The sequence below is a fragment of the Lacipirellulaceae bacterium genome, assembly GCA_040218535.1.
Lineage (GTDB): Bacteria > Planctomycetota > Planctomycetia > Pirellulales > Lacipirellulaceae > Adhaeretor.
The window spans coordinates 81,245-94,450 of sequence record JAVJRG010000013.1; the positions used below are offsets into that span (position 1 = coordinate 81,245).

Here is a 13,206-nt window from a genome sequence, read left to right on the forward strand (position 1 = left end):
TCTTGGTTCGTCGGATATTTGACGTATCTGTAGCGACGCTCACGCAACCCGTAGAGTTTACCTAATCGAACCCCATCACCCTGGGTTCAACGACGCGTAGAGACATCGGCTCATTAACAGCTGGCTAACAAATAGTGCAGCTCAGTTGTCGCTGTTCAGTCGAGAAAATCAAGCTGACTGACATCAACAGAAACCGTGAGCGTGTGATTGCCCCCACCTACGAAGACGCCCTGCAGCGGACAAACATCTCCGTAATCTCGCCCGTAGGCAAGCGTGATGTGGTCGGTCGAGGGGATCACGTCATTGGTGGGGTCAAAGTCCACCCAGCCGCTCTCTCCGGTGAACACCGATAGCCAGGCGTGTGATTCGTCGGCCCCAACCAGTTTTTCTTTCCCCGGAGGCGGTTCGGTGCGCAGATAGCCGCTGACGTAACGGGCTGGGAGTCCAAGCGAACGCAGGCAGGAGATTTGGAGATGGGCGAAGTCTTGGCAAACGCCGGCTTTCCTTGCGAAAACTTCGGCGACTGGGGTGCTGACCGTCGTGGCACGAGAATCGTATTGGAATTCTTCGTAGATGCGGTTGGTTAAGTCTTGCGTTGCCTCAATGATGGGACGGGACGGGGTGAACGACGCGCGGGCGTAGTCGGCATACTCTTCGTCAAGCTGTGTGAATTCCGAAGGGAAGCGAAACAGGCACGCGCGAATCGTTTCCTCAGTTTGCGGAGCAACCACCTGCTGAGCGATTTCCTCCCAAGGCGGAGATTCCTTAGGCGGTGTCGGCTCAGCCACTTCGACAACGCTGGTGGCTGTAACGGAGAGATTGTTGTGGGGCGTGTGCAGGGAAAAATAGTCGATCTTGTTCCCAAAGTAGTCCAGTCGCGAGTTTAGTTCTAACGGGTCCGGCACCGTGAGGAGACGAAAGTCCTGACAGGATTGATGCTGAGTGTCTCGCGGACGAAGGTGCGCCTTGTTTTGACAAACCGAGACTGGTTCCTGGTAGGCGTACTTCGTCGTATGAGTGATGCGATATCTCATGCTGTTCAGGAAGTGAATCTAACGTCAAAACTGTCTCTAAGATTGCGGATCCAGTGACGTCGCGGATAGCTTGCGAGGTGTGCCTGCGTGGACGAGGTACCGTCGCCAGATTTCGTTCGCTAGTTGGGGAAGCTTCGTTTCAAATTCCATGAGCAGTTGTTCTAGAGCTTCGCTATCGCCTATCCGGAAACGATCAGAAACGTCTTGAATGTTAGCGACTTTGATCGTGTGCGTCATCTCCGAGATCAACCTCAGGTACGGAGCCAGCCCAGGTTGGTCGTCATCTCGCGGGAGCTGTTCGATGTGTGATTGCAACGTGATCAGTTGAAAGGCCACACTCCGCGGGTTGGTTTCATCGGTAATTAGGAGGTCGAGAACCGCCGAGAGTTGCAAGCTCGCCAAGTAGCGCGAACGATAGGTCATCAGGCTGTCGGCAATTTCGAGCGAAACCTCAAAGATCTCAGGAGAAATCGTTTTCGTTTCCAAATAGCAGCTTCGCAACAGGGTGAGCGTTTGCAACGAGCGCTCCAAGCGACGTCCGAGATCGAGGAATCGAAAAACGTGGGAACGTGTCATGCTTTCCATGACGAGTCCTTCGATCGCGGCCAGATCAACGATCAGTCGGTTGACCATGCCGAGCACGTCGGTCAGGTCTAGCGAGACCAATTCTTTGGGAGCACGGAAGCTCTTGTCGATGCGTACGATGATTCGCCAGGTATCGACCGAAAGTCGATCGCGGACCAGCGAAGCGACGTGGAACAGTTGGTCGAGGACGCTCCGTAGGGTTCCCGCTTGTTCGCTGTCGAAAACCCAACGAGGCAAAACCGTTTCCAACTCAGGGAGCCGTGGCTTGATCTCTTCCAAGGCGTAGCCCGCTTCAATCTGCCCTTGCTCAGCCATGGCCCGTAGCAACGCGGGTAACTCGACGAGCTTGCCATCGGCTGTCTCGCTAGTGACGCGGTGGATGAACGTCCGTAGCAATCGCGCAGTAGCATCGGCCCGCTCAAGATGTCGACCGAGCCAAGAGATATTATCCGCCACACGGCTTGGCAGGTCGGTACCACTACGGCGGAGGCTAACTTGCTCCTCACTCGCAGAAAGCAAACTAATCGGCTCAACGGGCTGTTTACTGATAATCCATGCGTCTTTGCTGCCGTCGCCTTTGGGAATCAACGGACGCCGCTTGGGAGCGTTTTGCTCGGCGGGCAACGGGGAAGTTCTGGCGAGTCCACCATCCATCACGGCATAAGAGCCTTCTTGGGCGACGGCAAAACAACGCAGCACGAGCTGGGAAGCGCTGGTTGTCCCGTTGCGATAGGTTGGGACGGATGAAGAGTTAAACTGTTCCTGGGCGACATAGCTAGTGGGATTGGTACGCAGCCGTTCGGTAAGTTCTTGTCGAGTAAGCTGAGCAAGCTGGTCATTCGTTTCGCCGCGACGACCGCGGCGGCGGAAAGCGTGGCTGATGGTCAACGTGTCGAGATTCGCCAATGTGTAGTCCAGAGACTTCGCCTCACCACACCACCACGTGGCGATACCGGGGAGTTGCAAATCGCGTTGGAAGAAGAACTTGCAAAGCCGCGGCATGAAGGCCATGAACGCCGGAGATTCGACGAGGCCGCTTCCCAAGGGGTTGGAAATCGAAACGTTCCCGTGCTGCGCTGCTTGAATTAAACCAGAAGGACCGAGAGAAAGGTTCCCGCTAAACTCGAGCGGATCGCACGCTTCGCTATTGGGCCGACGGAGGAGCACGTCCACCGGCTGCAATCCGTCGAGCGTTTTCAACCAAACGGAATGATCGCGTACCGCAAGGTCAGCCCCTTCGACGAGAGTGTAGCCAAGATAGCGAGCCAGGTAGGCATCTTCGAAGTAGTTCTCGTAGTCTGGGCCGCGACTCAACAGAGCGATGCGTGGGTTGTCACGGTTGGTTTGGGCGATCTGCTGGAGTCGATTTCGAACCGAGACAAAATAAGGCGCCAGGCGTTTGACTCGCGAAGCCCGGAAAATATCGGGCAGCATGCGCGAGACAACCACCCGGTTTTCCAAAGCGAACCCAACCCCCGAGGGTGATTCACTGCGGTCTGCCAGCAACCACCACTTCCCGTCAGGAGCTCGCCCCAAATCGGCTGCGTAGAAATGCAGGAAACTGTCGCCCGCAGGTTGGAGATTCGCATAAGGAAGCTGGAAGTGGGGATGACCTAGGATCAATTCGGGCGGCAGGACCTTCTCTTTGAGCAAACACTGCTCGCCAAACAGATCAGCCAACACAAGCTGCAGTAGCTCGCCTCGCTGAGCGATTCCCGCTGCAACGGCTTGCCACTCTTGCTCTTCAATCAGCGTGGGAAGCGGATCGAGCTGCCAAAGTCGCCCGCTAGCTTCGGGATCGCCATAAGGACTGTAGCTAATGCCGTTCTCGTAGATCAGTCGCTGAGAACGTTCCCAACGTCGCGAAAAGCCCTCCTTGCCAAGTTGGTCGATTTGCTCGCGAAACTGAGACCACAGCGGCTGGATCTGAGTAACTTGTTGCGACGTCGCGGTGCCGAGCAGTTCGTCGTAGCGACCTTGTGAAGCCAGTCCTGGTGTTGCCAGATAGCCATCTAAGACACCGACCCTCGGGTGCCCGGTGGGCGACGAGAAACTACCGCTTGCTTGGGCCGAGGACGCCGATTGTTGCTGGCTTTGCATCGGAGGACTCGACGATCTGGGAAGCAGGATAGACTAGCTAAGGTGTTTGCCGCGTCGGAGATCGAGCGTCATTGGTAGCTCAGGATGCGGCGTCTCTATTGGCATCTTAGCTATCCCTGGCGTATGTCCAAAGTCGAAAAACCGCGTTGCTCGTCGGCTTTCGGCTTCCAGTGCGTTGACAGGGAAGGTTGTAGGGTTCAATCCGCCCGGATGTCCAACGTGATATTGGCATCCGCCCATCGAACGACCAAGCCAGGTATCGACCAGATCAAAACGTAAGGGTGAATCAATTCCCAGCGTCGGATGCAAACAGCTTGGCGGCTGCCAGGCCCGGAAGCGGACGCCCGCGACGAACTCGCCTTCAGCGCCTGTCGGGTGGAGCGGTACGCGACGACCGTTACAAGCGAGCTGGTAACGCGGGTCGGTCATGCCGTTGACCTTCACTTGAACACGTTCAACCGAGGAGTCGACATAGCGTGCCATCCCACCACCGCCCGGCTCTTCTCCTAAGACGTACCACGGCTCGACGGCACGGCGGATCTCGACGTCAACGCCTCGTTGGTTGAATTTGCCAATAAACGGAAAACGGAACTCCTGGTGTGCATCGAACCAATCCGCTTCGAGTGGAATCCCCGCTTGGTTTGTCTCTTCGATGACGTCTTGGAAATCCTGCCAGATGAAATGCGGCAACATCCAACGGTCGTAAAGAGAGGTCTTCCAATCGACCAGCGGCTGCTCGTAGGGCTGGTCCCAGAAACGAGCCACAAGCGACCGCAGCAGCAACTGTTGTGTCAGCGACATCTGCGCGTGAGGCGGCATCTCAAAAGCACGAAATTCAACCAGCCCCAACCGCCCCGTGGCGGAGTCGGGCGAGAAAAGCTTGTCGATGCAGAACTCCGAACGATGCGTATTCCCTTCACCATCGATCAGCAGGTTACGGAATACGCGGTCGACAAGCCACGGAGGACAATCGCGGCCCTGTTGGATTTGCTCGCAGGCGATCTTTAGTTCGTACAACGCATCGGAACGCGCTTCGTCAGCGCGTGGTGCCTGGCTCGTGGGGCCGACGAACTTGCCGGAGAACAGGTAGCTCAGCGAAGGGTGATTTTGCCAAAAGCCGAGGAAGCTTTTCAGCAGATCAGGCCGACGCAGCCAGGGGCTATCCGCGGGAGTCGCGGCGCCCATCACGACGTGATTCCCGCCGCCGGTACCGGTATGCGAGCCATCGAGGTCGAACTTCTCTGTTCCCAGGCGTGTGTTGCGTGCATCCTCATAGACGCCGCTAGTGATGTCGACCAGTTGTTCCCAATTCGATGCCGGGTGGACGTTCACCTCAATCACACCCGGGTCGGGCGTGACTTTCATCGTCTCGATGTTCGGGTCGTGCGGCGGGGTGTAGCCTTCGACGACGATCGGCATCTCCAGTTCGACGCACGTTGCTTCGAGGGCGGAAACCAGATCGAAGTAAACGTGCGAACGATCGACCGGCGGCATGAAGACATGCAGCGTCCCCTCACGCGGCTCGACGCAAAGTGCCGTACGAACAACCTGCTTCGGATCGTCATACTGAGTGTCGATCGCAAAGGGAGCACCACTGCGGAAGCTTTCGGTGGCGGAATCTTCCTGACCGTGACCGCTTCCACCCGTGCCGTTGCCGCCCGAGTATAACTGGCCGTAGCCGTTTCCACCCGTCGGTGAGCCGACCTTCGCGAACGACTGCGCTCCCGTCGTGGCGAAGGCATGTTGCAACTCTTCGCGACCGGCACCTGGATCGCCCGTGCCGTACAGGAGAGATTGGAGTTGAACCGGGCGACGCATCGCCAACTCCTCTGGCTTGGCGAACGGATCGTGTTCAAAAAAATGCCGTGGGTAGGTTTCTTTCCCTTCATAGAGCAACGATTGCAAAGGCAATCGGTAGCCCATCGCGGAGTCGCCGGGAATCAGGAAGAGCTCTTCGGAGCGAACCGCCCAAGGTCCGCTCACCCAATGTGGCTCGGGCTCCCACCAACGGAACTGCAGGGGAAGCACACTCCCAACCGGAGCGGTCAGTCCTTGCTCGAATATCCGCGAGATACGCTCACGTTCTTGCTTATCTTCCAGCTTGGAGTCGTGGATCTCCACGTTCGCGGGCAAGCGGCGTTCTCTCCATGTGTAGTAGAACGCATCCTCGAAAGCCGGGATGGCATGTTGAGCATCGACCGCGAGGTGCTTGGCAAGGGTTTCGGCGAAACGCCGCGCGTCCTCAACCGTATGCCCGTGGTTGTCCTCGGGGTTGGCGAGCAGGTGCGGGCTGTTCCAGAGCGGATCGCCCGATTTTCGCCAGAGGCATTGCATGGCCCAGCGAGGCAGCGGTTCGCCCGGGTACCACTTTCCTTGGCCGTAATGAAGTAGTCCGCCGCCTGCGAAGCGCTCTTTGAGCCGGCGGAGCAAATCGTCTGCCAAGCGGCGTTTCGTCGGTCCGACTGCTGACGTCTGCCATTCGTCGCCGTCCATGTCGTCGATCGAGACAAACGTCGGCTCGCCCCCCATTGTCAGCCTAACGTCGCCCGTTTCGAGGCGACGGTCGACCTCGTGTCCGAGCGCCTCGATTTTTTGCCACTGCTCTTCGGTGTAAGGCTTCGTGACGCGAGGGTCTTCGTGAACACGCTGGACGGACATCTCGTGGTTGAACTCGACCTCGCACGGATCGAGCGCACCACTAATCGGTGCGGCTGCTTGCGGCTGTGGCGTGCAGGCCAGAGGGATGTGCCCTTCGCCAGTGAACAAGCCGGAGGTTGGGTCGAGCCCCACCCAACCGGCACCGGGCAAATAGACTTCCGTCCAGGCGTGCAAGTCGGTGAAGTCAGCTTCGGGTCCCGAAGGACCATCAAGCGACTTTTGGTCAGCGGCCAGTTGAATCAGATAACCCGAAGCGAACCTCGCTGCAAACCCAAGATGACGCAGCAATTGAACCAACAGCCAGGCCGAGTCTCGACAGGAACCACGCCCCAAGGTTAGCGTTTCGTCAGGCGACTGGACGCCGGGCTCCATGCGGACGACATAGTCGATTCGCTTTTCGAGTGCCTGATTCAGTTCAACTAGGAAATCAATCGTCTTCCGGGGCGTTCTGTCGATCTGCCCAAGCATCTCATGCATCGGCCCGCCAGCGGGAAGACAAATCAGGTAGGGCTTCAATTCCTCGCGAACCGAAGGGTCGTACTCAAAAGGGAATTGCTCTGCCGAAGGCTCCGTAAAGAAGTCGAACGGATTTATCGCTGAAAGGTTCGCCACCAAGTCGACTTCAACATCCAGTGAGGTGACCTTCTCCTTGAAGACGCAGCGGGCCAAGTAGTTGCCGTGCGGATCTTGCATCCAATTGAGAAAGTGATCGCCGGGACCCACCGAGAGAGAATAGCTCTCAATGGGCGTGCGACTATGTCCTGCCGGGCGGAGCCGGATGACTTGCGGACCAAGTTCGATGAGCCGGTCGTAGGAGTAACTCGTTTTGTGACGAAGGGCGACTCGGATGCTCATGGAATTATTTCAGAAACTAGAGCGCCGCCATGCGCTGTGGGGAGAGATCGTAGGTGGGAACACTATAGAATACCCTCAGATCCGCGGCTTGCAGGGGGAATTGCCCGGAAAAACTGAGACTCTTTGACTGTCAGGAACTACTCTGGGTCTGGCTTTGCGGGGAAGCCGATTCCGTGGCCAGTGGGGTGAAAAAGTCTTCTTGGAGCGCAAGGCCGATCTCATTGAGTCGCGTCTGGAAGCGATCAATAAAATTGTGGATCCCTTCCTCAATGACATTCTCGATGGTCGTGTAGTTGATGTCGGTCCCCAAGCGACCGAGAAGCTGCTCAGAATGGCAGCTGAAGAACCGTTCCCCACTTCCCGTGATCTTGTTTAGCGACGTGGCCATCAGCATCAGGCAGTGCATGATGGAACGGGGGAATTCGTGGTTGAGAATCAAAAACTCGGCGACTTTGTTGGGAGTAATCCGTCCGTAGTGACGACGGTACATGGTCAAAGCGCTCGCCGATCGCAATAGAGCCGACCAACGCACAACGTCCACCGAAGTGCCGACATCTTCAGCCTTCGGTAGCAACAGGTAATACTGCACATCAACCAGTCGCGACGTTTTATCAGCTCGTTCCAGCAGTCGGCCTAGTCGCGAGAAATGCCACGGTTCACCGTGGGACATGGTTCCGTAAGTGAGCCCCAGCAGGGTATGGCTAGCCAGTTTGACTTGGTCGCAAAAGTAGTTGGGCTCTGACAGCGCCTTCGATTCGTCCGCATTGCTCTTCACCATCAAGTAGAATTCATTGATGTGTTTCCACATCTGGGCGGTGATCGTTTCGCGGATCGTTCTAGCGTTCTCACGAGCGGCGGAGATGCAAGAGTAAATAGAATTCGGATTGCGAGTGTCGTAGGCGAGAAACTGCATCACATTCTCGCCTGTTGCTTCCCCATAGAGTTCTCGGAACAGTTCGTCATCGCCAGTGGTCGAAACCAGCGGCATCCACTGGGTGCTCAGCGGGATTCCTTCGCCGAGTGTCAAATTGTAATTGACGTCAATGAAACGCGCAACGTTCTCGGCACGTTCGATGTAGCGGCTCATCCAGTAGACGGAATCAGCGACACGGCTCAGCATTACGCACCTCCCTCTTCGGTAGGAGCGACCGGCTCTGAGTGCTGGTGGCGCAGCACCCAAGTATCTTTGCTTCCTCCACCCTGGGAGGAATTCACGACCAACGACCCTCGCTTGAGAGCAACCCGCGTCAAACCGCCGGGCATCACATAGGTTGTTTTGCCCTGCAAGACAAATGGCCGGAGATCCACATGCCGTGGTTCCAATCCGGTGGCGAAGAGCGTCGGAACCGTCGAGAGTTGCAGCATCGGTTGCGCAATGTAATTACGAGGATTCTCTCGAATCCGCTCGATACACTCGGCTTGTTCCTCCTCGGTGGAGTGTGGTCCGATCATTAGACCGTAGCCACCTGATTCATTCGTTGGCTTAACGACGAGCTCGCCGATATGATCGATGACGTGTTGGCACTGCTGGGGATCGCCGCAGTGTTGTGTGGGAACATTGCTGAGCTTCGGTTCTTCCTTCAAATAATACTCGATGATCTTCGGCACATAGGCGTAGACTGCCTTGTCGTCGGCCACGCCGGTACCTGGAGCATTCGCCAGCGTGACATTGCCCTGGCGGTAAGCGTCGACCAATCCGGCGACCCCCAAGCAGGAGTCTTCGCGGAAGCACTCGGGGTCGAGAAAATCATCGTCAATGCGACGGTAGATGACGTCCACCTGTTGGAGCCCATGCGTCGTCTTCATGTAGACGCGAGCATTCTGGACAAGCAGGTCAGAACCTTGCACCAGCTCAATGCCCATCTGCTGGGCCAAGTACGTGTGCTCAAAGTAAGCCGAGTTATAGATCCCCGGAGTGAGCACAACAGCGGTCGGATCTTGAACCGAGTTGGGCACACAATCAAGCAGTGTCTGCAGAAGCTGCTCGGGATACTCGTCGACCGGAGCGATGGCGGCTCCTGCGAATACCTGAGAGAAAGCACGCTTCATCACTTCGCGATTCTCGAGCACGTAAGACACCCCCGAAGGGCAACGCAAGTTGTCCTCGAGAACATAAATGGTGCCGTCACCCCCTCGCACCAAGTCAACGCCGGTAATGTGGCACCAGACCTTTTCCGGCGGACTGAAGCCCTGCATCTGGGGACGATAGGTCGTGGCGGAAAGAATCAGGTCCTTTGGGACCACGCCGTCATTGAGAATGTGCTGCTCGTTGTAGACATCGTCGATGAACAGATTGAGCGCTTGGATACGCTGAGCGAGGCCGGTTTCGATGTGCTCCCATTCCTCGGCGGCCAGAATACGCGGCACGAGATCGAATGGCCAAACCTTCTCGGTCCCCTCTTCGTGGCCGTAGACGTTAAACGTGATCCCCATGTTATAGAGATCAAGCTCAGCCGCCCGTTGCCGGGCTCGCAGGTCATTTTCTTCGGTATTCTTGAGTCGATCAACAAATTCCCGGCAGGCTGGTCTTGGCTCGCCTTGGGAATCGAACATCTCGTCGTAACCGTCCGAGACGTAGGGGGTCATAATTCCTCATTCCGCCTAGAAATCTTTGCTCAACAAACATGATCTTACAGGATCTGTTGCCTGTTCGATGCGCATAAGTGCGCGCAAATGTCGCAATCGAGAGCAAACAAACGTCATTACCGCGATCAATGTTTTTCCGTAGCACATAGAGCAAATTTGATGCCTAATCGCAACTTCCTCAGAACGGAAAAAAAAGCGGGCTTGAAACCATTACTACGAACAGCCTGTGAACACTCGCATGTTCTGAATTTGTTCCGAGTGCCATCTGGGTATAAAAAAAGGACTCCCGTCGAATCGACGTAAGTCCTTACTACCAAAGAGTACCAGAGGAGGGACTCGAACCCTCACGAGATTGCTCTCACTGGATTTTGAATCCAGCGCGTCTGCCAATTCCGCCACTCCTGAAAGTTTTCTATCGCTAACCTTCGGGCTGCAAAGGATTAAAGCAGATTGAAGGAGTCGCTGCAACTACCTTTATTTGCAGTGTTTCGAGGCCTTCTGATTCTAAATCCATTTCTGACATCCATGGGAGCGTCGTGAGGTTGTCGGGCATTGTGTGGTCCCACATTGCGCCACATATGCGCCACAATTTGAGCAGAAACCACGCCTTTAAGGACTAGAATATCTGCTCATAAAATCCCATCTTGCAGACGATGCCTGCAACCGAGGTTCCGTCTTCATGCTGCCGAAGAGCAAAAGCAAGTTGCTCTTCCGTCTAACGCTTCCGTTTCGTGACTCAAGTTCCTCCTTCGAAAATGCAAGATACTAAAAATCTCACATTCCTCATGGACCAGGAAATGGGGGGGAAGTCAAAACAGAGCAATTGGAAAGAAGCTGCCTCGCTAGGACTTGAACCTAGCAAGTATGCATGGCGAAAGGATAGCGTTTGTTGGACACTTGTGTGGAATAGCAGAGGAAACTGCTGGTATCGTGGGTAAGGCTAAGGCAACAAGATAGCAGAAGCTTTGGGTTTGAATGGCACACATTGTGTCAGATTCGTGTCATCGACTCAGCAAGAGACGGCGCAATGGGCTTGTCTGTCAGTGATTAAGAAAGCTGAGCGCTTCTCCGGAGTCCGAAACAGGCACCGATACCGAATATCGCGAGGACAAATCCGCTTGGCTCCGGTATTACAGCGGCAGCGTTTGACAGGAAGATGCCTGCGCCGCCTTCGCGGAAGTCCGCACGGAAGACGACTTGTCCGCGGTTATTGAAGCCAGAGCTGCGGCCATCTTCGCCACCGGTCTCATCTTCGAAAAACAGACTATGGATCTGTCTCCAGTCTTCGCGGTGGGGGCTGGGGTCGACATCCACCAACTGGCCCTGTCTTGCGATCAGGTGGAGGTTCCCCAGCTTATCGGTTGCCCAAATACTCCTACTTCCACGGCTGTCTAACCCAAAGCTCGCGGTGAATGCAATCTGCCCGTCGTCGTTCATCGCCGGTGTGTCAAAGGAACGAAACTGGCCAAGGTCCTCGTAACCCGGAACCGGTACATCCGAGGCGACCACTAACTCTAGGGTTTCATCTCGTTCGATCCAGATACCCTCCTTATCGTCGGTGAACGGCTGGCCGTCATCTGTGGTCGCTGGAAAGGCAATCAGGCCAGTTGCGTTAATGACGGGGGAGCCGAAGGTCTCGAACTCTGCCGGTTGAGCTACCCCAGGTGCTACTTGGCCGTCGAAAGCAACTGCTCGAAATTCCCCGTGCTCGTAGACGAAAATCGCATCATCGGGTTCGGTCAAATTGAGGGTGGTTTGAAAGACGATCGTCCCCGCGTTGTTGATATTCGCGCTGCCAACCTCATCAAAATCGCCCGAATAGGGGCTCGGAAGAGAATCCGATTCTTGCACCAATGCCACGAATTCGCCATCAACGTTCGTATACAGAATGTCATTGATTAACGTTGAAGCGATCGGGGCGTTGATGGTACCTGTCACCACAAACTGCCCAGAGGCGTTCAAAGCCTGGCGGGCAAACCTACTGTACGTCGCCTCGCGGGGAGATACACCAACACTCCGATCAGGAACTTCTCCGCCTAGCGCTATCAAACTGGCAGTATCCCCAGAACTGAACCAAAGTGTTCGCCGAGATCTTTGCTCTGGAGGAATGTCAGGATTGGAATTGAAGGCGAGCCAAAGTCGATAGTCACCCGACTGCAACACCCCAGCGGTGCTCGTGTTAAAGTGAACCGACGGATCGACTCCTAGGAAGCTCGTCCCTTCTTTGAGAACTAACTGCAACTCTCCGTCAACCTCGGTCCACAATCCCTCATTTTCATATTGACTGATACTAGGTCCACTCACTCGGGCATTAAAGGAAACCTGACCAAGAGGATCAATGGCCGCTAGGCTTCCTATGCTTTCTACTTCTCCAGTATTAAAAGGAAATCCGGGCAGCGAATCTCCCTCACGGACCACGGCCCTTATGTTCCCTACGGGACCAGCATAAAGGGCCCATCGACCACTACCCGTTACCTGGGGGTCTTCTTCCCTGCCGTTAATCACGACATGTCCTAGGTCGTTAATAGCACTATCCAGGAAACTGGAAAGCTCAAAGTCACCAAGCCCGGGAGCGGTTTGACCCGTAATAAGCACCGGTTGGGGCGGTCTGCTGGAGGTGGCGACCGCTCCCCGAATCGGACGAGATAGAAAAAGTATCAGACAAATGGTCGTTAGCGGAAGGATTCTTGATGTCATGAGCATTTCCAAGGTATCGGTTCAGGAAAGTGTGGCATCTGGTTGGTGCTATCCATAGTCAGTCATCGGAAAGCGATATGCAATAAGGATTGCGAACTGGTTGTGAAATATTCTTCTATGCCTCCATACTCGGAGTGTAGACAACACGTTTCGCTTGGCAGTTTTCGAAAATGGGTCGTTGCCACTGCCTGCGCTCAAATACCGTGGAGTCGGGTCATCCGCGGGAGCGTGTCGTGAAGTCCGTGGTGGCGCTGCCGGTGTCCGATACGTTTTTTCATTTGGTTCGGGTCGAGGCTTTGCTACTTCTCGGCGAGTGACCACCGGTGCCCCTGTGTCCAAAGCCCTTCCTCCGGAAGATCTCTCCACCGCCGCAATCGAAGCGCTACGGAAGCTGCTGCCGCGAGACGATTGACCAAACGTGCCGCGAAGGTTCTTGGGACGTTTACTTGCTCATAGCGAGACGGTTCCTGGCACTTTTATTTATTCACTTTTCCTTGCTCGATAACCATAGAGCCGCTAGCCGGGGGACTTTTGCACGCTGGGTCGCTTTCGGCGTGCAAAAGTCTCTCACTAGGGAAAGTTTGCTCTTGGGCTAAGTCCTTTTATTCTTAGGTGTCGTGGTGAATTGTCAGTCGCTCAGGGAAGAGACTTTTGCTCGGTGAAGTCTGCTTGCGTGGGTGAGTTGAACGAC

The 13,206-nt window shown here is 55.5% G+C and carries 6 protein-coding genes and 1 tRNA gene; all 7 read right to left on the bottom strand.

Going from position 1 to position 13,206, the window contains the following annotated elements:
• Positions 1 to 155 precede the first annotated feature (155 nt).
• Entirely contained in the window at positions 156 to 1,034 is an 879-nt protein-coding gene (locus RIB44_20735; GenBank protein MEQ8619009.1) for a transglutaminase family protein, read from the bottom strand.
• 36 nt (positions 1,035 to 1,070) lie between these two features.
• A complete protein-coding gene (locus RIB44_20740) occupies positions 1,071 to 3,719 on the bottom strand; it encodes a circularly permuted type 2 ATP-grasp protein (protein MEQ8619010.1) in 2,649 nt (882 codons plus the stop codon).
• 33 nt (positions 3,720 to 3,752) lie between these two features.
• On the bottom strand, positions 3,753 to 7,232 hold the full coding sequence (locus RIB44_20745; protein ID MEQ8619011.1) for a transglutaminase family protein: 3,480 nt from the start codon (positions 7,230 to 7,232) through the stop codon (positions 3,753 to 3,755).
• A 130-nt stretch (positions 7,233 to 7,362) separates the two neighbouring features.
• On the bottom strand, positions 7,363 to 8,352 hold the full coding sequence (locus RIB44_20750) for an alpha-E domain-containing protein (GenBank protein MEQ8619012.1): 990 nt from the start codon (positions 8,350 to 8,352) through the stop codon (positions 7,363 to 7,365).
• Entirely contained in the window at positions 8,352 to 9,818 is a 1,467-nt protein-coding gene (locus RIB44_20755) for a circularly permuted type 2 ATP-grasp protein (protein MEQ8619013.1), read from the bottom strand. The genes RIB44_20750 and RIB44_20755 overlap by 1 nt, the downstream gene beginning before the upstream one ends.
• 321 nt (positions 9,819 to 10,139) lie before the next feature.
• Positions 10,140 to 10,222 (bottom strand) — tRNA-Leu (locus RIB44_20760).
• 643 nt (positions 10,223 to 10,865) lie between these two features.
• Positions 10,866 to 12,515, bottom strand: coding sequence for a hypothetical protein (locus RIB44_20765; GenBank protein ID MEQ8619014.1), 1,650 nt, complete (start codon positions 12,513 to 12,515; stop codon positions 10,866 to 10,868).
• Positions 12,516 to 13,206 lie beyond the last annotated feature (691 nt).